Source organism: Asticcacaulis aquaticus (assembly GCF_028550415.1).
Lineage (GTDB): Bacteria > Pseudomonadota > Alphaproteobacteria > Caulobacterales > Caulobacteraceae > Asticcacaulis > Asticcacaulis aquaticus.
In genome coordinates this window covers 241,488-262,957 of record NZ_JAQQKX010000001.1, presented here as the reverse complement: position 1 = coordinate 262,957, position 21,470 = coordinate 241,488, and the positions used below count along the sequence as shown (strand labels likewise).

22 protein-coding genes and 2 tRNA genes are annotated in these 21,470 nt (G+C 60.7%); 20 read left to right on the top strand and 4 right to left on the bottom strand.

The annotated features are described in order from the left end of the window. Window position 1 precedes the first annotated feature (1 nt). The 9 genes from PQU92_RS01260 to PQU92_RS01220 all read left to right on the top strand — a co-directional run bounded on the left by PQU92_RS01260 (window position 2) and on the right by PQU92_RS01220 (window position 5,843). Complete coding sequence (locus PQU92_RS01260) at window positions 2-535, top strand: YceD family protein (protein ID WP_272746400.1); 534 nt, start codon at window positions 2-4, stop codon at window positions 533-535. Between the two features lie 96 nt (window positions 536-631). Then, entirely contained in the window at window positions 632-1,756 is a 1,125-nt protein-coding gene (gene plsX / locus PQU92_RS01255) for a phosphate acyltransferase PlsX (protein WP_272746399.1), read from the top strand. Window positions 1,757-1,758: 2 nt separating this feature from the next. Beyond that, window positions 1,759-2,736 carry a beta-ketoacyl-ACP synthase III gene (locus PQU92_RS01250; protein ID WP_272746398.1) on the top strand — a complete coding sequence of 326 codons (978 nt, stop codon included), beginning with the start codon at window positions 1,759-1,761 and terminating at the stop codon, window positions 2,734-2,736. Between the two features lie 116 nt (window positions 2,737-2,852). Further along, window positions 2,853-3,155, top strand: a complete 303-nt coding sequence (locus PQU92_RS01245) for an integration host factor subunit alpha (RefSeq protein WP_023463303.1) — start codon at window positions 2,853-2,855, stop codon at window positions 3,153-3,155. Window positions 3,156-3,158: 3 nt separating this feature from the next. Continuing rightward, the gene (locus PQU92_RS01240; RefSeq protein ID WP_272746397.1) at window positions 3,159-3,677 is read left to right on the top strand and encodes a MerR family transcriptional regulator; all 519 of its coding nucleotides are present in this window, start codon (window positions 3,159-3,161) and stop codon (window positions 3,675-3,677) included. A 118-nt stretch (window positions 3,678-3,795) separates the two neighbouring features. After that, window positions 3,796-3,872: transfer RNA gene (locus PQU92_RS01235), tRNA-Pro, on the top strand. 493 nt (window positions 3,873-4,365) lie between these two features. Then, a tRNA-Pro gene (locus tag PQU92_RS01230) sits at window positions 4,366-4,442 on the top strand. A 124-nt stretch (window positions 4,443-4,566) separates the two neighbouring features. Then, window positions 4,567-5,088 carry an SRPBCC family protein gene (locus PQU92_RS01225; protein WP_272746396.1) on the top strand — a complete coding sequence of 174 codons (522 nt, stop codon included), beginning with the start codon at window positions 4,567-4,569 and terminating at the stop codon, window positions 5,086-5,088. Beyond that, window positions 5,085-5,843, top strand: a complete 759-nt coding sequence (locus PQU92_RS01220; RefSeq protein ID WP_272746395.1) for a L,D-transpeptidase family protein — start codon at window positions 5,085-5,087, stop codon at window positions 5,841-5,843. The genes PQU92_RS01225 and PQU92_RS01220 overlap by 4 nt, the downstream gene beginning before the upstream one ends. Here the strand turns inward: PQU92_RS01220 and PQU92_RS01215 are convergent. Beyond that, the gene (locus PQU92_RS01215) at window positions 5,806-6,048 is read right to left on the bottom strand and encodes a DUF2842 domain-containing protein (protein WP_272746394.1); all 243 of its coding nucleotides are present in this window, start codon (window positions 6,046-6,048) and stop codon (window positions 5,806-5,808) included. The two genes, PQU92_RS01220 and PQU92_RS01215, sit on opposite strands and share 38 nt — an antisense overlap. Beyond that, a complete protein-coding gene (locus PQU92_RS01210) occupies window positions 6,045-6,308 on the bottom strand; it encodes a GlsB/YeaQ/YmgE family stress response membrane protein (protein WP_272746393.1) in 264 nt (87 codons plus the stop codon). The genes PQU92_RS01215 and PQU92_RS01210 overlap by 4 nt, the downstream gene beginning before the upstream one ends. A gap of 160 nt (window positions 6,309-6,468) precedes the next feature. Here PQU92_RS01210 and PQU92_RS01205 point away from each other — a divergent pair, with 160 nt between their 5' ends. After that, complete coding sequence (locus tag PQU92_RS01205; RefSeq protein WP_272746392.1) at window positions 6,469-7,518, top strand: COX15/CtaA family protein; 1,050 nt, start codon at window positions 6,469-6,471, stop codon at window positions 7,516-7,518. Here the strand turns inward: PQU92_RS01205 and PQU92_RS01200 are convergent. Together PQU92_RS01200 and PQU92_RS01195 are read right to left on the bottom strand one after the other, a co-directional pair. Next, a complete protein-coding gene (locus PQU92_RS01200; RefSeq protein WP_272746391.1) occupies window positions 7,515-8,606 on the bottom strand; it encodes an acyltransferase family protein in 1,092 nt (363 codons plus the stop codon). The two genes, PQU92_RS01205 and PQU92_RS01200, sit on opposite strands and share 4 nt — an antisense overlap. A 203-nt stretch (window positions 8,607-8,809) precedes the next feature. Continuing rightward, window positions 8,810-10,249, bottom strand: coding sequence for an alkaline phosphatase PhoX (locus PQU92_RS01195; protein WP_272746390.1), 1,440 nt, complete (start codon window positions 10,247-10,249; stop codon window positions 8,810-8,812). Window positions 10,250-10,523: 274 nt separating this feature from the next. Between PQU92_RS01195 and rplM the strand changes: the two genes are divergently transcribed. The 10 genes from rplM to rpsB all read left to right on the top strand — a co-directional run bounded on the left by rplM (window position 10,524) and on the right by rpsB (window position 21,398). Then, on the top strand, window positions 10,524-11,000 hold the full coding sequence (gene rplM, locus PQU92_RS01190) for a 50S ribosomal protein L13 (RefSeq protein ID WP_272746389.1): 477 nt from the start codon (window positions 10,524-10,526) through the stop codon (window positions 10,998-11,000). Window positions 11,001-11,002: 2 nt separating this feature from the next. Continuing rightward, the gene (gene rpsI, locus PQU92_RS01185; RefSeq protein ID WP_272746388.1) at window positions 11,003-11,485 is read left to right on the top strand and encodes a 30S ribosomal protein S9; all 483 of its coding nucleotides are present in this window, start codon (window positions 11,003-11,005) and stop codon (window positions 11,483-11,485) included. A gap of 325 nt (window positions 11,486-11,810) precedes the next feature. Continuing rightward, entirely contained in the window at window positions 11,811-12,743 is a 933-nt protein-coding gene (gene argC / locus PQU92_RS01180; RefSeq protein ID WP_272746387.1) for an N-acetyl-gamma-glutamyl-phosphate reductase, read from the top strand. Between the two features lie 41 nt (window positions 12,744-12,784). Then, window positions 12,785-13,024: a hypothetical protein gene (locus PQU92_RS01175; protein ID WP_272746386.1), complete on the top strand. Its 240-nt coding sequence runs from the start codon at window positions 12,785-12,787 to the stop codon at window positions 13,022-13,024. Beyond that, window positions 13,024-13,287 (top strand): DUF1467 family protein, encoded by a 264-nt coding sequence (locus PQU92_RS01170; RefSeq protein WP_272746385.1) that lies wholly within the window; start codon window positions 13,024-13,026, stop codon window positions 13,285-13,287. The genes PQU92_RS01175 and PQU92_RS01170 overlap by 1 nt, the downstream gene beginning before the upstream one ends. 84 nt (window positions 13,288-13,371) lie before the next feature. Then, on the top strand, window positions 13,372-14,691 hold the full coding sequence (gene proS, locus PQU92_RS01165; RefSeq protein ID WP_272746384.1) for a proline--tRNA ligase: 1,320 nt from the start codon (window positions 13,372-13,374) through the stop codon (window positions 14,689-14,691). After that, window positions 14,691-15,974 (top strand): lipoprotein-releasing ABC transporter permease subunit, encoded by a 1,284-nt coding sequence (locus PQU92_RS01160; protein ID WP_272746383.1) that lies wholly within the window; start codon window positions 14,691-14,693, stop codon window positions 15,972-15,974. The genes proS and PQU92_RS01160 overlap by 1 nt, the downstream gene beginning before the upstream one ends. Next, window positions 15,967-16,665 carry an ABC transporter ATP-binding protein gene (locus tag PQU92_RS01155; protein WP_272746382.1) on the top strand — a complete coding sequence of 233 codons (699 nt, stop codon included), beginning with the start codon at window positions 15,967-15,969 and terminating at the stop codon, window positions 16,663-16,665. Before PQU92_RS01160 ends, PQU92_RS01155 begins: the two co-directional genes overlap by 8 nt. A gap of 262 nt (window positions 16,666-16,927) precedes the next feature. Beyond that, window positions 16,928-20,359, top strand: a complete 3,432-nt coding sequence (gene dnaE / locus PQU92_RS01150; protein WP_272746381.1) for a DNA polymerase III subunit alpha — start codon at window positions 16,928-16,930, stop codon at window positions 20,357-20,359. A gap of 271 nt (window positions 20,360-20,630) precedes the next feature. Then, window positions 20,631-21,398, top strand: coding sequence for a 30S ribosomal protein S2 (gene rpsB / locus PQU92_RS01145; RefSeq protein WP_272746380.1), 768 nt, complete (start codon window positions 20,631-20,633; stop codon window positions 21,396-21,398). Window positions 21,399-21,470: the final 72 nt, after the last annotated feature.

The following is a 21,470-nucleotide window of genomic DNA, read 5'->3' as shown; positions in this document are numbered from 1 at the left end:
CATGACCGAGATGGATGCACCGCTGTGGACGCACACCGTGCGCTTTGACGACGCGTTTCGCGGGCTGGATCTGACCCTGACGGCGGACGAGGCACAGCGCGCGAAGCTGAAAGACAATTTCGGTATGACGGACCTGCATGCCCTGACTGCGCGCGTCAGGACGACCGGCAAGCCGTCGCCCGCCGGGGATCGCGTGATCGTCGATGTCGCCCTGACCGCCGATGTGACCCAGCAATGCGGCGTGTCGCTGGAGGACTTTCGCCATGAAATTTCGGCAGAAATCGATGTCGCTTGCGTTTTGAAAGATAAGTCGCGTGACGGAGCCGAGGCTGAGCAGGAACTGAGCCTCGACGATCTCGACGTGCCGGATATCGCCGAAAACGGCCAGATCGACCTCGGGCAATACGTCATCGAGGCTCTGGGCGAGGCCTATGATCCGTTCGCGCGCAAGCCGGGTGTGGTCTATGAAGAGCCCGACCTGCCGAAAGAGCCGTCGCCTTTCGCGGCTCTGGCCAAGCTGAAACGCGACGAATAGAATTTAACCACTTGAATAGTTGCGCGGGAAGACTATCGTCCGCGGCTCTGGAATCCTGTATATCGGGGTTTCCTGTAATGAGGTTTTAAGCGTCCCTTGTCGCACTCCGAAGACACACATCCGCAATCGATATCCCAGCCGCAGACCGTCGTCATCGCGATCGACGCCATGGGGGGCGACCATGGCCCGCGCGTCACGGTGGCCGGCGCCGCCGAAGCCCTGAGCCGCGACACCAGCGGGCGGCTGCGATTCGTGCTGCACGGCGACGAGGCACTGATTGGGCCGGAACTGGCGAAACTGCCCGCATTGAAGGCCGTGGCCACCATCGCCCACACCGATCAGTTCATCGCCATGGATGAAAAACCGGCTCAGGCTCTGCGCCGCAAGGGCACCAGCCTGTTTGCGGCTATCACCTCGGTCAAGACGCGCGAAGCCCACGCGGTGGTTTCGGCAGGCAATACCGGTGCGCTGATGGCGCTGTCCAAGATGCTGCTCAAGATGATGACCGACGATCTTGAGCGTCCGGCCATCGCCTGCGGCTGGCCTAACGAAAAAGGCGGCATGGGCACCGTGCTCGATGTCGGGGCCAATGTGACCTCCGACGCCAATCAACTGATCGAATTCGCCGTCATGGGCACGGCCTTTCACCGCGCCGTGCGCGGCAAGGACCGCCCGACGGTCGGCCTGCTCAATGTCGGCTCCGAAGACGTCAAGGGCCACGAAGAGGTCCGCGAAGCCCACCGCATCCTGCGCGAAGGCGTCGACGGCATCAATTATCACGGCTTCGTCGAAGGCGACGATATCGGCAAGGGCACGGTCGACGTGATCGTCACCGACGGCTTTACCGGCAATATCGCGCTGAAAACCGCCGAAGGCACCGCCAAGTTCGTCAAGAACCTGTTCAAGGGGGCGCTGAAATCGACGCCTCTGGCCATGGCCGGGGCGTTACTGGCGTCTTCGGCGCTGAAGAAGATGGCGCGCAGCGTCGATCCGGGCGCGGCCAATGGCGGGCCTTTGCTGGGCCTCAACGGCATCGTCGTCAAAAGCCACGGCGGGGCCGAGGCCTGGGCCTTTTCGAACGCGGTGTCGGTCGCGATTTCGCTGGCGGCCAGCACCTATGAACACGATATCCGTCAGGCCCTGGCGCAGGTCAATTCCGCGCACGGCCTGAAATCCGACACGGTTCCCGCTGATAGTGTGGCGGACGAAAAGGTTTCCTGAGAATGAGCGTAACACGTACCGCGGTCACCGGCGTCGGCGGCTATCTGCCCGAGACGATCCTGACCAACGAAGACTTCAGCCGGATGGTGGATACGACCGATGAGTGGATCGTCGCCCGCACCGGCATCCGCAAGCGTCACAAGGCCGCCGACGGTCAGGTGACCAGCGATCTGGCCGTCGAAGCGGCGAAGGTGGCTCTGGCCGCCGCCGGACGTGATATTTCCGAGATCGACCTGATCATCGTGGCCACCACCACGCCGGACATGACCTTTCCGTCTACCGCCTCGATCGTTCAGCACAAGCTGGGGGCCAAAGGGGCCGCCTTCGACGTGCAGGCGGTCTGTTCGGGCTTCGTCTATGCCCTGAGCGTCGCCGACGGCTTCGTGGCGCGCGGCCTGTCGAAAGCCGCTCTGGTCATCGGCGCCGAGGTGATGAGCCGCATTCTCGACTATACCGACCGCTCGACCTGCATCCTGTTCGGGGACGGGGCAGGGGCCGTGGTGCTGGAGCCCGTTGCGGGGCAGGGGACGCCCGACGATCGCGGCATCCTCAGCTTCGATCTGCAATGCGACGGCTCGAAAACCGACCTGCTCTATGTCGACGGCGGGGTGTTCGAGGACGGCCACCGCGTCGGCAAGATCCGCATGCAGGGCAATCAGGTCTTCAAGCACGCCGTGCAGAAGATTTCCGAAGCCGCCGAAGCGGCCATCGAAAAGGCTGGTGTGCACCACGACAGCGTCGACTGGTTCATCCCGCATCAGGCCAATCAGCGCATCCTCGATGGCGTGGCCGACCGGCTGGGCCTCGACCGCGCCAAGGTGATCTCGACGGTCGCCGACCATGCCAATACCTCGGCGGCCTCTATCCCGCTGGCCTGGTTTGAGGGCGTCAAGGACGGTCGCGTCAAGGCGGGCGATCTGGTGCTGATCGAGGCGCTGGGCGGCGGTCTGACCTGGGCCGCAGCGGCGATTCGGCTGTAAGGCGACAAAAATTTCATTTATTTGATGCAATGGCGCGCATAAGCCTTTGACGCGTACGGGAAATTGCGTATCCTTGATAAGCAATTCCGTATTTTGACCTAACCGGGGACTTTAGGATGAAAGCGACGACCTTGACGCGTGCCGAACTTTTCGAAAGCGTCCACAACGAACTGGGCCTGCCGCGTCAGGAATGTTCGGCGCTGGTGGAGCGCACGCTCGATCTGGTCATCGATGCGCTGGAAAAAGGCGAGACGGTCAAGCTGTCGGGTTTCGGCGTGTTTCAGGTCCGCGACAAGAACGCCCGCGTCGGCCGCAACCCCAAGACGGGCAAGCCCGCCGCCATCGACCCGCGTAAGGTCATCTCGTTCCGCGCCTCGCAGATCATGAAGGCGCGCGTGGACGCCGGCGCAGGCGAATAAGACGTGTCCAAAGGGCCTTTAGCCTTCCGCAGTATCTCCGAGACCGCTGACGCTCTGGGCGTACAGCAGCACGTCCTGCGTTTCTGGGAAACCAAGTTCACCTTCATTCGCCCAACCAAGCGCGCGGGCGGACGCCGGTTTTATCGGCCGCAGGATATCGAGCTGCTGGCCGGGGTGAAGGTGCTGCTGCACGACCGCGGCTATACGATTCGCGGTGTGCAGAAACTGTTCAAGGACGAAGGCCAAAAGGCGCTGATCGCCGCCGCGCGCGGTCAGGCCGTGCCGATGGCTTTACCCGATGACGAACCGGAGGCGGTGATCGAATCGCCGGTAACGCCGCCTTTGCCGCAAACGGCGGCTCCGACGCCCGAACAGGCCCCGCAATTCGATTTCAGCGAACTGAAAGATCTGCCGGTGGCGCATGGCGTCGCCGAAGAGGTGCGGGCGCGTCTGCTGATCGTGGCGCAGAACCTCGAAGCCGCGCAAAAGGCGATGGTCCGCACCCTCAACGGTGTTAATTAACGCGCATCTAAGTGCATATTTGCGTGGAAAAACGCTTTCGCACCTATTGCCGGGTCTGATTTTCCTCTCTATAAGCCGCGTCTCTCCCTGCCAGAGGAGACCTCTGTTTCAGAGGCGTCGGAGCGTGGCGCAGCCTGGTAGCGCACTTGACTGGGGGTCAAGGGGTCGCAGGTTCGAATCCTGTCGCTCCGACCATTTAAACTAAAAAAGGGTGATCCTTTAGGGATCACCCTTTTTTAGTTTATTGTCGAGGATATGAATTCGAACCGTAAAAGGTTCGACGGCCAGTGATGATCATCGTGCGAAGCCCGATGATCACACACAGACGCGGCGGAGCGTTAGCGGAGCCAATCCTGTCGCGGTCAACCAACTCGATACTCTTAATCATACAGGCTGATGCACTATTGCTGAGTTCGGTGGCGCTTTCCATCCTCCCTTGTGAGCGAAGCGAAACGGGGGAGGTGGCTCTGAGCAACGCGAAGAGACGGAGGGGGCAATCTGACGGTTTTGCCCCCTCCGTCTGCTCATTCCATTCGCAGCCACCTCCCCCGCTTTGCAGGGGAGGATGACTTGCGGCAACCCTCAATTTCCAAAAGTTTTTCACAGTTTGCCTCACAAGCCCACTTGCATCCCCCGAACGCTTTCCGTATAGACGCGCTTCTCGGAAGTTCGCTTCCGGTTTCTGTGACGGAGAGTGGCGCAGCCTGGTAGCGCACCTGCTTCGGGAGCAGGGGGTCGCAGGTTCGAATCCTGTTTCTCCGACCAATCAAAAACCCGCTTCCTGACGGAGGCGGGTTTTTTCGTTTCATACCGCTCCAAATCTCACCGTTTTGTAAGGTGCGCGACCAGACACCTGCGGTTATGCTCCTCGAATACCGGGGAGGTTCTCATGAAACTTATCGCTCTTATTGTCGCGCTGGGGCTGGTGTCCACCGCCGCCCATGCCGAGATCGTCGAGTCCACGCCGAACGGCTTCGGCGTCCGTCACCAACTGGTCATCGATGGCCCGGCGCAAACCGTCTATGACGCCCTGATCAAGCCGGGCACGTGGTGGAATGCGCAGCACACCTGGTCGGGCGACGCCAAAAACATGACGATCGATGCCCATCCCGGCGGTTGTTTCTGCGAGGCCTTACCCAACAACGGCGGCATCGAGCATCTGCGCGTGGTGTCCGTGCAGCCGGGCAAGGGGTTGCGGATGTTCGGCGGTCTGGGGCCCTTGCAATTCACCGGCGCGTCGGGATTTCTGAACGTCAGCCTGACCGAAAAGGACGGCAAGACCACGTTCACAGCGACCTATGACGTCGGCGGTTATGCCAAGGGTGGCCTCGATAAATGGAGTCAGCCCGTCGATGGCGTGCTGGCCGAACAGTACGGGCGTCTCAAGGCCGCGGTCGAAGGCCGGAAATGAAGCGTTTAGGGGTATGGCTCGCGCTCGTTCTGGTGCTGGCCGGAGGTTTGTGGCTGGTCAGGCCGTGGCAAACCGGTGCCGCCGACCTGACCAGGGTCCGGGCGGCGCGGATGGAGTCGATTCGCGCTGACATGACGCGGGCGGGTCTCACCGTCGGCAGCCCGATCCTGATCCGGATCTTCAAGGAAAGCGACGAACTGGAGCTGTGGGTCAAATCCGGTGCGACCTATAAACTCTACAAGACGTTCAAAATTTGCGCGTGGTCCGGTAAATTAGGCCCCAAGCAGAAGGAGGGCGACGGGCAAGCGCCCGAAGGCTTCTATACGGTCGCACGCCCTCAGATGAAGCCCGACAGCCAGTATCATCTGGCCTTCAATCTCGGCTTCCCCAACGCCTATGACCGCGCCAACGGCTATACCGGCAGTTTCCTGATGGTGCACGGCAATTGCGCGTCGATCGGCTGCTATGCCATGACCGACCGGGGTATCGAGGAAATCTGGCTGCTGGCCGACGAATCGCTGAAAGGCGGGCAGGCCGCGTTTCAGGTCCACAGCTTCCCGTTCCGCATGACCGATGCCAATATGCAGCGCCACGCCCGGTCGGAATGGATCGATTTCTGGCGCACGCTCAAGGTGGGGTACGATGTTTTCGAAGACCGTCCCGACGATCTGCGCGTCAGGGTCGACAAGGGCGCTTACGAGGTCCGTCCGGCGGCGGTCAAGGTTTGCGGCGGCTGTAGTTCTCCGACCAGCTGATGATCGGCAGAACCGGAATGCCCCACAATATGCCCGCCAGACCGTAGAACAGCAGGCGCACGATCTGGTTGTCGGGCAGGCGCTGACCAATGCCGGAAATCAGCATCACATAGAATACCAGAAACACCACGATCCCGACGCAGGCGACGACGCGGCGCACGGGTAAGCTCAGGCCCTTGACCTCAGGTGCAGGCGTCTCGCTCACTTCTTGACCTTTTCCATGGCGCGCGTCAGGTGGAACAGACCCAGAAGTACCACGCTACCGGCCACCGCCGCCCGGAGCGTCGTGAAGAAGCGGTCCGGATAGATGTCGAGAATGTGAATGAAAAAGGTCATCAGGATGGCCCCGAAAATGCCCACAAACATGTTAATGATCGCGCTGTAACGGCTTTTGGTCAGGTTGTTGGCGATCCAGCCAACGATGAACCCCGCCATGCCGGCCAGAATCCAGTCCTGAACATTCATTTTGTGGAACCTTTCGTTTTTGGGTCGCGCATCGCTTGAAATTAACCTGCCCCTGTGGGCAAATCAGACCGCGTGACGCATGACTTATAAAGGCAAAGTTCAACAAATTGAACTGCTCCCGCTCAGGGATGCCAACAATTATTTTCGGTGAGGCGTATCGGTGCGACTTCCTCTCAAATCGCCCACGGTGGCACTTTGGCTCTATCTGATCGCGGCGCTGGTCGTGGCGATCGTGCTGGTCGGCGGGGCGACGCGCCTGACCAATTCCGGGTTGTCGATTACCGAATGGAAGCCGATCCACGGCGTCATTCCGCCGCTCGATGACGCGCAATGGTCGGAAGAATTCGCCAAATATCAGCAAATTCCCCAGTATAAACAGGTCAATGCCCACATGACGGTGGACCAATTCAAGGGCATTTTCTGGTGGGAATGGGCGCATCGGATGCTGGCGCGGCTGGTCGGCGTCGCGGTGCTGATCCCGTTTGCGGTCTTCCTGTTCCTGCAGGCCATTCCCGCGCGTCTGATCTGGCGCTGTGCGGCCATACTGGGGCTCATCGCGCTACAGGCTGCGGTTGGCTGGTGGATGGTCTATTCCGGTCTGTCGGCACGCGTCGATGTGGCACCTGAGCGCCTGATGACGCATCTGAGTATGGCGCTGCTGGTGCTGATTGCCTGTATCTGGACGGGGAACGAGGCGCTGGAAGGGCAGTCGCGCGGTTATGGCGCGCCGGGGGCGTGGCGGGCCGGCGCCCTGGCCCTGATCGTCGTGACCTTCGTTCAGGCCATGCTGGGGGCGCTGGTCGCCGGGAACGACGCCGGGCTGGTCTATGGCGACTGGCCGCTGATGGGGGGGCGGATTTTCCCCTATGTCGACTATTCGAAGGGTATCCTGCACGCCCTGCTGCACGATCAGGGCATGGTGCAGGTCCTGCATCGCCTCAATGCCTATTGGCTTCTGATCGGCGCGACGGCCTATGTGCTGTGGCTGTGGCGACGCTGCCTCGATGACGGGCTGCGGCTGATCGCCGGCGCGTTCGGCGTCCTGATCTGGGTGCAGGCGGCGCTGGGCGTGGCGACGCTGTGGACCAATGTGAATATGGTCTTCGGTCTGCTGCATCAGCTGGGTGCGGTGCTGCTGCTGATTCTGGCGACGCTGATGAACTGGAAGATCGCCCGCGCCGACCGCGACTTCCGGCGGCGGAATTTTTAGGCCGGAGCCTTCTGCCACGAGGCCACGACGCGCTTGCGCACCTGAGTAAGATACGCCCTGACCGGTTCATCGAAAAGGCGCAGCGCCAGATCGGCCCCTATCCACGATAGGACCAGCCCCGTCGCAAAGGCCACAGGCATTGGCGGGGCCTCGCCCAGCCCGATGCTCCACACGTGCTGGACGCCCTTGATGACCGGCATGTGCAGGACATAGAGCGGGTAGGAGAGGCGGCCCAGATAGCCCCAGACCCGGTGGCCCAACTGCCCGACCCTGGCGCGGGTGCCCAGCATGACCAGCGCCGGAATGATCAGGGCGACACTCAGCATGTCGTACACCCAGTTACGCTGGAACAGGGGCATGAGCAGCATCGCAACCAACGCCAGCCCGATGGTCGTATCGGACAGGGCGGGGGCCCGGCGATACAGGGCGAACTGGCAGATCAGTACGCCGACAAGAAAGGAAAACGCGACCCGGACGAAGGCCGAGAGAAAGAAGGTTGGGGTGGTGAGGCCGAACTGGGTGATCCCGCCCAGAGCCGCGGCGAGACCGGCCAATCCGCCAAATAGGAGGACGATCGCGCTGATCGCAGTCACGGGCGGCAGTTTGCGGCCCTTGGTCAGGGCATAGACGGCATTGGCGGCGCCTTCGAAAAACAGCGACCACAGAGGGCTGTTGATGAAGTAGAACATCTTGCCCATGAACAGCCCGGCCGGGAGGAGGCACAGACACAGCAGCGCACCGATGGAAATATCGGTTGTGGAATAGTGTTGCTGCAGGAACCAGCCGTCATTGGTGGCACTGCCCAGCCACGTCACCACCGCACCCAGCGCCACCCCGACAAGGATAAGCGGATAAAGGCGGATGACCCGCTTCAGGCCAAAGCGCAGCGGCGTCAGGCCGTCGCGGAAGCGCTCGCCATACGCATGGGCGATGACGAAACCGCTGAGGCAAAAGAAAAAATCGACCGCCAGCATGATGTGCTCGGAGGCGAACAGTCCATATATGGCGGCGTTATGATACCACATGACGGCTATGGCCGCGACTCCGCGCATCCCATCGAGGAAGGCGAAGCGTTGAAATTGCTTCATTGCACACACTGAATTTGCGGGGATGTCTCAAGGACGCGACAGGCGGTACTGCGGGGGTGCCTGTCCAATGAGCAATGAGGTCGTCAGAATAGATCGCGGACGGTGAATCCGGGGTAAATACAACCGTAAAATGCTGTGGAAAAGGGGTGAAATATTACTCGGGCAATATGAAAAGGCCCCGGGCTTCCGAGGCCTTTGGCGTCTTACGCCTTGAACTTATCCCACGGTCCGGTGATCACCACGGTCCAGCCATTGGCCTGCAGATTGACGAACATGGTCGAGCCGTCCGGCGAGAAGCACACGCCCGCCCATTCGGAGTTTTTCGCATCGACGTTACGGGCGAAGGTCGCGACCTTGCCTTCGCGCGTCAGGATGCGGATGTGGTTTTTCAGCGTGTCGGAATAGCGGTCTTCGCAGGCGAAGATCTGACCGCGCGGCGAAACGACGATATTGTCGACATAGTCGAAGACGAGGTCGTTGTTCGGCTCGGCAAACAACTGGATACGACCGCGCGCCTGCGCCTCTTTCTCAGTGCCTTCATAGAGGCTCGGCACATAGCGCATGATCTGGCCGTTCAGGCCCGGCCCGCCGGAGGTGCAGGTGAAATAAAGCTCGCCTTCGCCGAAGAAGATGCCTTCCTCGCGCGAAAACTGCGCCGCACCCTTGGCGTGGGCGCGATTGCGCAGGTCGTTGTTCGGGCTTTCGACGTCCTCCAGATCGACCCATTCGGTCTCGAACCAGTCGCCCTGTTTCCAGAACAGGCTGTCCTTGTTGGCGGTGAGGGCGTGCGGGTGATCCCTGATGACAAGGGCTTGCAACTTTCCGCCTTCGAGCATCTTGCCCGGCACCTTCGGAATGAAGCGGTAGAAGGCCGAATCGACCTTGTCCTCGGTCAGATAGACGATGCCGGTCTTCGGATCGATGGCGACGGCTTCGTGGTCGAAGCGCCCCATGGCGCGGATCGGCTCGGCCTTGACGAGGCCGGTGGCCGACGACGGCACCTCAAAAACGTAGCCGTGGTCCTTTTTGACGCCGTTGGGGGCCTGCTGCTCGGTCTCCTCGCAGGTCAGCCAGGAACCCCAGGGCGTCGGCCCACCGGCGCAGTTAGTCGAGGTGCCGACCAGCGACAGGTGGTGGCTGACCAGCTTCTGCTCTTTGACATTATAGATGAGCGTCGTCGTGCCGCCGTGCAGCGGGCGACCGTCGGGCGCGAAATCATAGACCTTGTCGGCGTCGATCCTGGAAAACAGCTCATTCGTATCACCGAACGGCCCGACCTTGGCCACCGAGTACTTGACCTCGTGGTTGCGGACGAGGGCGACGGTGTCCTTGCCGTGCGGGAAACAGGCCATGCCGTCGTGCTTGCCCGGCACTTTCAGGCCGTCGCTCATGGTCTCGCCCTGAACGGAGATGACTTTATAGGAGAAGCCTTCCGGCAGATCGATCAGACCCTTGGGGTCCTTGACCAGCGGGCCGTAGCCTTCGATCTGGTTGATATAGGTGTCCGGTGCGCCCTCGGTAATATGGTGCACGTTCGCCGGAACGGTCTGGGCCTCGGCCTTGTTGAGCCACAGGGCCATCCCGGTAAAGGCGGTCGAGGTGGCCAGCGAGGACGAAAGGACGGAGCGGCGGGAGAGGGACATCGGGGGACCTTACACAAGTGACTGAGCCTGATTTCAGGGCTGCGGCGCGGCTTGTAAAGTCAAAACAGGTACGTTTTTGTGACAGATAAATGCGGTAATTTAATACCTAGTTCATTTTTCTTAGCAAAATCAATGTGCTGCACGTATTTTTATCAAAAATAAAAGTTGACGCGGCCATATGCCTCGTCTATACGCGCTCAACCTTTTCCGGCGGTGGCTTTGTCTGCGGCGGGAAACGCCTTTTCAAATCCCGGATTCACCAAAGGAATCTCCCATGCTTACCTCCACAACCGCGGCGCTGAAGCCCGCCAATGTCGAGAAGAAGTGGATCGTGATCGACGCTCAGGACGCCGTTGTCGGCCGTCTGGCATCTTTCATCGCCATGCGTCTTCGCGGCAAGCACCTGCCGACCTACACCCCGCACGTCGATTCGGGCGACTATGTCATCGTTATCAACGCTGACAAGGTCCACTACACCGGCAACAAGCTGGCCGACAAGATCTTCTACTGGCACACCGGTCACCCGGGCGGCGTCAAGCAACGCACCATGGGTCAGATCCTCGGCGGCAAGTACCCCGAGCGCGTCCTGACCAAGGCCGTCGAGCGCATGCTGCCGAAGGAATCGCCTTTGGCTCGCGCCCAAATGACCCACCTGCGTATCTACGCCGGCAGCGAACATCCCCATGAAGCTCAGCAGCCGGAAGTCGTCGACTTCAAGGCCCTGAACCGCAAGAACGTCCGGAGCGTCTAAGAATGTCTGAAGTTCAAGCTCAAGGCCTGGAAGCCCTCGCTTCCCTGTCGTCGAACCCCGAAGCCGCCCCGGTCGAGCGCGTTCAGCAACTCGACAAGTACGGTCGCGCCTATGCCACCGGCAAGCGCAAGAACGCCATCGCCCGCGTCTGGATCAAGCCGGGTTCGGGCAAGTGGATCATCAACGACCGCGAACAGGAAGTGTATTTCGCACGTCCGGTTCTGCGCATGATGATCGCTCAGCCGCTCAACCTGACCGACCGCGCGACGCAGTTCGACGTGATCGTCTCGGTTCAGGGTTCGGGTCTTTCGGGTCAGGCCGGCGCCATCCGCCACGGCCTGTCGAAGGCGCTGACCTATTATGAGCCCGCCCTGCGTCCGGCCCTTAAGGCCGCTGGCTTCCTGACGCGCGACTCGCGCGTCGTCGAGCGCAAGAAGTACGGCCGCGCCAAGGCTCGCCGTTCGTTCCAGTTCTCGAAGCGTTAATCGCACGAGCCAAAAACTCATGCGGAAAAGCGCTTCGGGCAACCGAAGCGCTTTTTCTTTGTCTGGAGAGGCCTGTTAGTGTTGAATCACGTCTGCCAACTGCTCGCAGGTGTCGCAATTGCCAGTTACTGCATTTATGTAGTGGGCGTATCACTGACAACCGGCAGGTGGCCCGACAGCGTCCTCAGAAGCGGCAAGCCACTGACCCGGGCAGAAATGCCAATTCGGTTTTGGTTGTCTCTGTTCATCGTCACATTGATGCTCGTATTGGTCGGTTATTCCGTGATCCAGAACGCTGCCGAACTATTCTACAGAAAGGCCTAGAATGTCACACAAGGTTTTCATCGACGGCGAAGTCGGCACGACCGGCCTGCAAATCCGCGAGCGGCTGGAAACGCGCCCGGAAATCGAACTGATCCGCTTATCCGACGACAAGCGCAAGGACCTCGACGCCCGCCGTGCCGCGCTGAACGCCGCCGATGTGGTCATCCTGTGCCTGCCGGACGAGGCCGCTATCGAAGCCGTCAGCCTGATCGACAACCCCGACACGGTCGTCATCGACGCCTCTACCGCGCACCGCGTCGCCGAGGGCTGGACCTACGGTTTCCCCGAAATGACCGAGGACCAGCGCGACCTGATCCGCGCCTCGAAGCGCATCAGTAATCCCGGCTGCCACGCCACCGGCTTCATCGCCCTGACGCGGCCCCTGACGGAAATGGGCGTCCTGCCGCCGTTTTTCCCGGTCACCTCGACCTCGCTGTCGGGCTATACCGGCGGCGGCAAGGCGATGATCGCCGAGTTCGAAGGCGGTCAGGGACACGAGCGCATCTACGCCACGGCCCTGAAACACAAGCATCTGCCGGAAATGCAGCTCTATTCGGGACTGGAAAGCGCGCCGATCTTCTCGCCAACCGTCGCCAATTTCGCGCAGGGCCTGATCGTCGAAGTGCCGCTGCACCTGTGGGCCCTGCCGGACGCGCCGGATCTGGCCACCATCTATAATATCCTCAGCGCCCACTATGCGGATGAGCCGTTCGTGCGCGTCGCTTCGCCGGAAGAAACCGAAGCCGCCAAATCGCTGAATGGCGATGCGCTGCGTGACACCAACCAACTGGTCATCTACGTCTTCGGCGACGAGGACAGCGACACGGTCAATCTGGTGGCGGTATTTGACAATCTCGGCAAAGGGGCGTCAGGTGCAGCGGTGCAGAACCTCAACATCGTGCTGGGGCTGGACGAGACCACGGGCCTGATCTGAGGAGCCAGATCTGAAAGGGCCAGATATAAAAGGGGAAGCCTATGAAGCCTTATCTTTTCGCTCTGTCGATCGTGGCGATGTCGGCGGTGGCGCCCTTGACGGTCCACGCCACGCCGCAGGTGTCGGCTCAGGCGTCACAAACGGCGCCCGCCGAGGAAAAGAAAAAGCGCAGCAGCTTCCCATGGATCGTCTTCCTGCCGATCTTCATTGCCATCGCGGTCGCTGCGCACAAGAAAAAAGAGGCGGCTGCTGAGACGCCGTCTGCCGACAAGGAGATCTGATGGGCCCGCTGACAAGTATCGCCATTCTCCTGATGATCTGGTGGGTCACGCTGTTCGCGGTCTTGCCGTTCGGCAATGTCAGCCACCACGAGGCGGGGGTGGAAACGCGCGACGGCGGCGATCCCGGCGCGCCGGTCTTCCATAATCTCAAGAAGAAACTGCTGATCAATACGGTGATTGCCGTCGTGGTGTGGGCCATCGCCCTGATCGTTATCCATTTCGGCCTGATTCCCATGCCGGAAATTCCCGCCTACCGGCCTTAAACCGGCCTTTTTATCATTGATTATAAGGCCCGAACCTGAATAGGTTGCGGGCCAATTCTGTCACCTGAACTATTGGATATTCCCATGCGCCTGTCGCGCTACCTGCTGCCGCTGCTTAAAGAAAACCCCTCCGAAGCCCAGATTGTGTCGCACCGCCTGATGCTGCGCACCGGCATGATCCGTCAGGAAGCCGCCGGCATCTATGCCTGGCTGCCGCTGGGTCTGCGCGTCCTGCGCAAGATCGAAAAGATCGTCCACGAGGAAATGCAGCGCGCCGGTGCGGTCGAGCTTCTGATGCCGACCCTGCAACTGGCCGATCTGTGGCGCGAGTCGGGCCGCTACGACGACTACGGTCAGGAAATGCTGCGTATCAAGGACCGTCATGAGCGTGAACTGCTCTACGGGCCGACCAACGAGGAAATGATCACGGAAATCTTCCGCGGCACGGTCAAGTCCTACAAGGATCTGCCGATGAACCTCTACCACATCCAGTGGAAGTTCCGTGACGAGCAGCGCCCGCGCTTCGGCGTCATGCGCGGTCGCGAATTCCTGATGAAGGACGCCTATTCGTTCGACATCGACGAAGCTTCGGCGCGTCAGGCCTATAACCGGATGTTCATCGCCTATCTGAACACCTTCTCGCGTCTGGGCCTTAAAGCCGTACCGATGCGCGCCGATACCGGCCCGATCGGCGGCGACCTCAGCCACGAATTCATTATCCTGGCCGACACCGGCGAAAGCGCCGTCTTTTGCCATAAGGATCTGGTCGACATGCCCGCGCCCGGCGCCGATGTCGACTGGGACGACCTGCAAGGCCTCGTCGATGAGCGCACGGCGCTCTACGCCGCGACCGAAGAAATGCACGACGAAGCGGCGTTTGCCGCCGTGCCCGCCGACAAGCAACTGTCGGCGCGCGGCATCGAGGTCGGTCATATCTTCTATTTCGGCGAGAAGTACTCCGCCCCGATGGGCGCCAAGGTCTCCGGCCCCGACGGCGCGCAGGTCAATGTGCACATGGGCTCCTACGGCGTCGGCGTGTCGCGCCTGATTGGCGGCATCATCGAGGCCAGCCACGACGAGGCCGGTATCATCTGGCCGGAAAGCGTCGCGCCGTTCGACGTCGCCGTCATCAATCTGCGCGTCGGCGACGCCGCCTGCGATGCGGCGTGTGAAAAGGCCTACAAAGCCCTGAAAGTCGCCGGTCGCGACGTGCTTTACCACGACACCGACGATCGTCCGGGCGCGAAATTCGCCTCGATGGACCTCATCGGTATCCCGTGGCAGCTCATCATCGGCCCCAAGGGCATCGCCGAAGGTCAGGTCGAAATCAAAAACCGCGCCACGGGTGAGCGCCACACCGCGCCGTTCGACTCTGTCCTCGATCAACTGACGAAAGCGAACTGATGCAAGGGCTTTTGTCGCTGTTCTCATTCTCCGCTTGGGAAACCGATCTCGCCCTGCGGTATCTTCGCACCAAGCGCAAGGACGGCGGCATCGCCCTGATCGCCATCATCAGCTTCATCGGCATCACGCTGGCGGTCGCCGTGCTGATCATCGTCATGTCGGTGATGAATGGCTTCCGCGACGAACTGATGTCGCGCGTTCTGGCCTTCAACGGTCATCAATATATCTACGGCGCGCCTTTGACCGACTGGGATAACCGCGACGCCATGCTGAAGCGCGTGCGCGATATCCCCGGCGTCATCGAGGCCTCGCCCTATATCGAGAGCCCGGGCCTGGCGCAGGGACCGTTCTCGCAGGCGGGCCTCGCCTATATGCGCGGCGTCGAAGTCGATATGCTGAAAAACACGCCGATCATCCGCGACAATATCAAGGAAGGGTCGCTGAAAGGCTTCGGCGAAGGCGAATATGGCGGAGATACGATCCTTGTCGGCGAAGGCCTCGCGCGGCAAATGAACGTGGCGGTCGGCGACGAGATGACGCTTCTGTCGCCCAATGGCTCGACCGCGTTCGGGGCCGTGCCGCGGCGTAAACCCTATATCATCGGCGGCATCTTCAAGAGCGGCGTGTCGGAACTCGATGCCGCCTTCGTCTTCATGCCGCTGGAGCAGGCGCAACTGTTCTTCGACCGGGAAGGCGAATGGGACGTCGTCGAAATCAAGGTCAAGGACCCGTACGACATCGCCAAATACCGCGCCCCGACCATGGCCGCGGCGGGCGAGGGGGCTCTGGTTCAGGACTGGACGCAGCGCAACGCGCCCTTGTGGAACGCGCTTCAGGTCGAACGCAACGTCATGCGCCTGATCCTGATGCTGATCGTGCTGATCGCGGCGATGAACATCATTTCCGGTATCGTCATGCTGGTGAAAAACAAGACGCGCGACATCGCCATCCTGCGCACCTTAGGGGCGGACCGCGCCTCGGTGACCAAGATATTCTTCCTGTCGGGCTCGATCATCGGCGCCACCGGCACGATCCTTGGCGTCACGGTCGGCACGCTGTTCTGCGTCTTCATCCGCCCGATCCAGCAGGTCGTCGAGGCCATCTTCAAGGTCAAGGTGTTTAACGAAGAGGTCTATTATCTGGCCTATATCCCGGCCAAGGTCGAACCCACCGAAGTCCTGATCATCGTCGGCTTTGCCATGCTGGCCACCTGCGTCGCCACCCTGTTTCCGGCGCTCTGGGCATCCAAGCTCGAACCCGTGGAGGCCTTACGCTATGAGTGAGATCGTCTTATCGCTCAAGGGTTTGACGCGGTCCTACGCCGTCGGCGGCGGCAAGTCGCTTGAGGTGCTCAAGGGCGTCGATCTCGACCTGCGCGCGGGCGAAGTGGTCGGCCTGATCGGCCCGTCGGGTTCGGGTAAGTCGTCGTTGTTACATTGTGTAGGGTTGTTGGAGGCCTCCGAAGAGGCCGCCCTGACCATCGATGGCGAAGACTTCAAGAACGCGTCGGAGGCTGCCCGCACCCGCGCCCGCCTGCACAAGATCGGCTTCGTCTATCAGTTTCATCACCTGCTGCCGGAATTTACGGCGCTCGGCAATGTTGCCCTGCCGCAGCGGGTGTTGAAGCGTCCGTTGAAAGAAGCCGAAGCGAAAGCGAAGGCGCTTCTGGAACAACTGGGGCTCGGCGAACGTTTGGATCACCAACCGGCGCAACTGTCCGGCGGTGAGCAGCAACGCGTCGCCATCGCCCGTGCTTTGGTCAATGCGCCACGTCTGCTGCTGGCCGACGAGCCCACGGGCAATCTCGATCCCCAGACCTCTCAACAGGTGTTCGAAGCTCTGCGGGATATCGTCAAGAGTCAGGGGGTCGCGGCGCTGATCGCCACGCACAATCTGGAACTGGCCAGTCATATGGACCGGGTGGTCAGCCTCAAGGACGGCAAACTTGTCGAATTATCCAAGGCCGACGCGTAAAAATATATCCATATAAATCAATTGAATACATGATTTGTTCACGGTGTGCATAAATGATGCTTGCGCGCAGAACAAATCAGGAATATAGAACAAAGCATGAATTAACATCTTGTCTATTCAGGGGATGAAACCATGCTGGCCGTTCATAACATCTTGTCTTTCGCCGCTGTTGCCGCTTTTGTCGTCGTGGTCTGTCAGGCGGCTATGCTGATCGGGTGAATCGCCTGAGACTGCCCGCCGTATAGGTATGAGGGTTGCGACGATGAGCGAAAACGGGTTTGTCCATCTGCGTGTGCGCTCGGCCTATTCGCTGCTCGAAGGCGCGATCAAGGCCTACGACATGGGCAAACTGGCCGCCAAGGCCAATATGCCGGCTATCGCCATCTGCGACCGCGGTAATCTGTTCGGCGCGCTCGAATTCTCTCAGGTTTGCAAGGACACCGGTGTTCAGCCGATCGTCGCTGCTGCCATCCCGGTCAAGGGCATCGGCGGGATGCTTTCCGACAAATGGGCCAAGATCCCGACCGTGGTGCTGATCGTCCAGAACGAGCAGGGCTATCTCAACCTCACCAGATTATCGTCGAAGGCCTATGTCGATATCGACGCGACGGATGAACCCCACGTCCTGTGGCAGGATGTGGTCGAATGCGCCGAAGGCCTGATCCTGCTGTCGGGCGGTCCCGACGGTCCCGTCGACCCTCTGTTCAGACAAAATCGCGCCGACGAAGCGGTGGCGGCCCTGACGGATATGAAGGCGGCGTTCGGGGATCGTTTTTATGTCGAATTGCAGCGCCACGACGGCAGCCCGAACGGCGGGGTGCGCGGTGGTGCCGCCGAAGCGGGTCTGGTCAGGTTCGCCTATGACAACGACGTACCGCTGGTCGCGACCAACAACGTCTATTTCGCCGACCGCGACATGTTCAAGGCCCACGAGGCTCTGCTGTGCATTTCCGACAGTACCTTCATGGGGGTTGCCGATCGTCGCCGGGTGACCAAGGATCACTGGCTGAAACCGGCGCTTATGATGCGCGACCTGTTCGCCGACCTGCCCGAAGCCTGCGACAATACCATCGAGATCGCCAAGCGCTGCGCCTTTCTGGTCGGTAAGCGCGATCCGATCCTGCCGCGCTTCGACACCGGTGCGGGGCGGAACGAAAACGAAGAACTGGCGTTTCAGGCGCGTGAGGGTCTCAAGGAACGTCTGCGTCAGGTCGAGCCGGCGTTTCCGGAACAGGACTACTGGGATCGGCTGGAACGTGAAATCGGCGTCATCCAGCGCATGGGCTTCCCTGGCTACTTCCTGATCGTTTCGGACTTCATCAAATGGGCCAAGCTGCACGACATTCCCGTCGGGCCGGGCCGGGGGTCCGGTGCGGGCTCGCTGGTGGCGTGGTCGCTGCTGATCACCGATCTCGATCCGCTGCGGTTCGGCTTGCTGTTCGAGCGCTTCCTCAATCCGGAACGGGTATCCATGCCCGACTTCGATATCGACTTTTGTCAGGAACGTCGCGAAGAGGTCATTACCTACGTTCAGGACAAGTATGGCCGCGATCGCGTGGCGCAGATCATTACCTTCGGTACGCTTCAGGCCCGCGCCGTGCTGCGCGATACTGGTCGGGTGATGCAGTTGCCGCTGGGGCAGGTGGACCGTCTGTGCAAGATGGTGCCGAACAACCCGGCCAATCCGACGACTCTGGCGCAGGCTGTCGAGATCGAGCCGCGTCTCAAGGAAGCGCGCGACGAGGAAGAAACCGTCGCCAAGCTGCTCGATACGGCGCTTAAACTGGAAGGTCTGTACCGCAACGCCTCGACCCACGCTGCCGGGATCGTGATCGGCGACCGCAAGCTGACCGAACTGGTGCCGCTCTATCGCGATCCGCGCTCGGACATCCCGGCGACGCAGTTCAACATGAAATGGGTCGAAAGCGCAGGACTGGTCAAGTTCGACTTTCTCGGCCTCAAGACCCTGACGACCCTGAACCGTGCCTGGCACTATCTGAAAAAACGCGATATCGACGTCAACTATTCGACCCTGCCGCTGGACGATAAGACGACCTACGAATTGCTGGCCTCGGGCCAGTCGATCGGCGTGTTCCAGCTTGAAAGTCAGGGTATGCGCGATACCCTGCGCAAGATGCGCTGCGGCTCGATCGAGGAAATTACCGCTCTGATTTCGCTCTATCGTCCGGGGCCGATGGACAATATCGACACCTATGTCGATCGTAAATTCGGTCGCGCCGATATCGATATGCTGCACCCCAGCTTAGAGCCGGTGCTCAAGGAAACCTACGGCGTCATCATCTATCAGGAACAGGTGATGCAGATCGCCCAGATCCTGTCGGGCTACAGCCTCGGCGAAGCCGACCTTCTGCGCCGCGCCATGGGCAAGAAGAAGAAAGAGGAAATGGACTTGCAAAAAGCAAGGTTTATTTCCGGCGCCAAGGAGAAGGGCGTCCCCGAAAAACAGTCGGACTCGATCTTCGAACTGGTCAACAAGTTCGCCGGCTACGGTTTCAACAAATCGCACGCCGCCGCCTACGCCTTCATTTCCTATCAGACCGGCTGGCTGAAGGCCAATCACCCGGTCGAATTCTTCGCGGCCAACATGAGCCTCGATATCGCCAATACCGATAAGCTGGCGGTCTTCTATCAGGACGCCCGGCAATTCGGCGTGACTATTCGCCCGCCCGACATAAACCGCTCCATGGCCGATTTCGACGTGGAAAACGGCGAGGTTCTGTATGCCCTGGGCGCGGTGCGCAATGTCGGCTTCGAAGCCATGCAGTCCGTCGTTGCCATTCGTAACGAAGGCGGGCCGTTCAAGGACCTGTTCGACTTCCTCGAACGCATCGACCCTAAGGCGGTCAACAAGCGCGCCATCGAAAATCTGGCGCGGGCCGGGGCGTTTGACTCGATCCACCCCAACCGGGCGCAGATAGTTCAATGCGCCGATCTGCTGATCGCGCACGCGCAAAGCATGGCCGCGGAGCGCGCTTCGGCGCAGGTCAGCCTGTTCGGATCGAACGATTCATCCCGTCCGCGCCTGCCCAATGTCCCCAGAGCGTCCGGTCCCGATGCGCTGGATGAAGAACTGTCGGCGGTCGGGTTCTACCTGTCCGGGCATCCGTTGCAGGACATGGTCGACGTCTTCAAGCGCCGTAAGGTGACCCTCTATGCCGAGGCTGTCGCGCTGGCTCAGGAAGGGCGTGAAGCGTTCCGTATGGCGGGCGTCGTCCGCCGCCGTCAGGAGCGGGCTTCGGCGCGGACCGGCGAAAAGTTTGCCTTCGTCACCATGTCCGACCCCAGCGGGGAGTACGAAGTGCTGTTCCAGCCCGAAGCTCTGCGCAAATGCCGTGAAAACCTCGAACCGGGGCAATCCATCCTGCTCAAGGTGCGCTGCAAGGGCGCGGATGGGGAGGTGCGTTTCTTTGGCGAATCCGCGGATCCGCTGGCGGGCAGTCTGAAAACCGACGATATGGGCCTGCGTCTGACGGTGACCCCGCGCGGGTTCGATCTGGAGGCCTTCAAAGTGCAATTGGATAACGCACGGGGGCAGGGCGGGGAAATCACGCTGCTCAGCGAGATCGACGGACACGAGGTCGAACTCAAGATGCCGAATCGTTACCGTCTCGACGCCAGCCTGCGCGGTGCCTTGAAATCGATGAACGGCGTCCTATATTGCGAGGATGTATAGACAACGGCCTCAAAGCCGTTTCATCTGTATCGGGTTGATTTCAACTACCCCGCCACTCAAGGTGCCGTACTTTTTAGCAGATCGGCCTAAAATCGCTTGATTTTATCGTCGATTGTGCCTAGTTGCGCACCATCTCACACGCGGATACGCGGGTGGGCGGCTGAATTGTCTTTGTTTCAAAGGCAATTTCGACGTTCAACCGTTCCGAGGCTCCGGCTTGCCAGAGCTTTCAATCCGCGGAGGTCTATCGGAATTAAAAAGGAAGATTCACATGGCTATGCCTGAACTGTCTATGCGCGCCCTGCTCGAAGCCGGCACGCACTTCGGTCACCAGACCCACCGCTGGAACCCGAAGATGGAACGTTACCTCTTCGGTTCGCGTTCTAACATCCACATCATCGACCTGTCGCAAACCCTGCCGCTGTTCCATCAGGCCCTGCTGAAGGTGCGTGAAGTCGCCGCCAACGGTGGCCGCGTCTTGTTCGTCGGCACCAAGCGTCAGGCCGCCGGTCCGGTCGCCGTCGCCGCCAAGCGTTCGGCTCAGTACTATGTCAACCACCGCTGGCTGGGCGGCACGCTGACCAACTGGCGCACCATTTCCGGTTCGATCGCCCGTCTGCGCGAGCTGGAGCAGGTTCTCGACAATCCGTCGGGCCGCGCCAAGAAGGAACTGCTGACCCTGACGCGCGAGCGTGAGAAGCTGGAACTGTCGCTCGGCGGCATCAAGGACATGGGCGGTATCCCCGACCTGATGTTCGTGATCGACACCAACAAGGAATCGATCGCCATCCAGGAAGCCCGCAAGCTGAACATCCCGGTGATCGGTATCCTCGACTCGAACTCCGATCCGGACGGCATCACCTATCCGGTTCCGGGCAACGACGACGCTGCCCGCGCCCTGCAACTGTATTGCGACCTGATCGCCGACGCCGTCCTCGACGGTCTGGCCGCCGGTCAGTCGGCTTCGGGTATCGATCTGGGTGCCTCGGAAGCGCCGGTCGAGCCGGCCCTGCTCGCCGAAGAAGCCAGCGAAGCCTAATTTACTCAGGAACAAGACGGAGCCTGATTAGATTAGGCTCCGTCTTTTACATACCTGTCACACCCTCGGGCT

Coding starts and splice junctions, on each gene's coding strand:
- PQU92_RS01260 (WP_272746400.1), top strand. CDS start 2: ATGACCGAGATGGATGCACCGCTGTGGACGCACACCGTGCGCTTTGAC.
- PQU92_RS01250 (WP_272746398.1), top strand. CDS start 1,759: ATGAGCGTAACACGTACCGCGGTCACCGGCGTCGGCGGCTATCTGCCC.
- PQU92_RS01245 (WP_023463303.1), top strand. CDS start 2,853: ATGAAAGCGACGACCTTGACGCGTGCCGAACTTTTCGAAAGCGTCCAC.
- PQU92_RS01225 (WP_272746396.1), top strand. CDS start 4,567: ATGAAACTTATCGCTCTTATTGTCGCGCTGGGGCTGGTGTCCACCGCC.
- PQU92_RS01220 (WP_272746395.1), top strand. CDS start 5,085: ATGAAGCGTTTAGGGGTATGGCTCGCGCTCGTTCTGGTGCTGGCCGGA.
- PQU92_RS01210 (WP_272746393.1), bottom strand. CDS start 6,308: ATGAATGTTCAGGACTGGATTCTGGCCGGCATGGCGGGGTTCATCGTT.
- PQU92_RS01200 (WP_272746391.1), bottom strand. CDS start 8,606: ATGAAGCAATTTCAACGCTTCGCCTTCCTCGATGGGATGCGCGGAGTC.
- PQU92_RS01195 (WP_272746390.1), bottom strand. CDS start 10,249: ATGTCCCTCTCCCGCCGCTCCGTCCTTTCGTCCTCGCTGGCCACCTCG.
- rplM (WP_272746389.1), top strand. CDS start 10,524: ATGCTTACCTCCACAACCGCGGCGCTGAAGCCCGCCAATGTCGAGAAG.
- rpsI (WP_272746388.1), top strand. CDS start 11,003: ATGTCTGAAGTTCAAGCTCAAGGCCTGGAAGCCCTCGCTTCCCTGTCG.
- argC (WP_272746387.1), top strand. CDS start 11,811: ATGTCACACAAGGTTTTCATCGACGGCGAAGTCGGCACGACCGGCCTG.
- PQU92_RS01175 (WP_272746386.1), top strand. CDS start 12,785: ATGAAGCCTTATCTTTTCGCTCTGTCGATCGTGGCGATGTCGGCGGTG.
- PQU92_RS01170 (WP_272746385.1), top strand. CDS start 13,024: ATGGGCCCGCTGACAAGTATCGCCATTCTCCTGATGATCTGGTGGGTC.
- proS (WP_272746384.1), top strand. CDS start 13,372: ATGCGCCTGTCGCGCTACCTGCTGCCGCTGCTTAAAGAAAACCCCTCC.
- PQU92_RS01160 (WP_272746383.1), top strand. CDS start 14,691: ATGCAAGGGCTTTTGTCGCTGTTCTCATTCTCCGCTTGGGAAACCGAT.
- PQU92_RS01155 (WP_272746382.1), top strand. CDS start 15,967: ATGAGTGAGATCGTCTTATCGCTCAAGGGTTTGACGCGGTCCTACGCC.
- dnaE (WP_272746381.1), top strand. CDS start 16,928: ATGAGCGAAAACGGGTTTGTCCATCTGCGTGTGCGCTCGGCCTATTCG.
- rpsB (WP_272746380.1), top strand. CDS start 20,631: ATGGCTATGCCTGAACTGTCTATGCGCGCCCTGCTCGAAGCCGGCACG.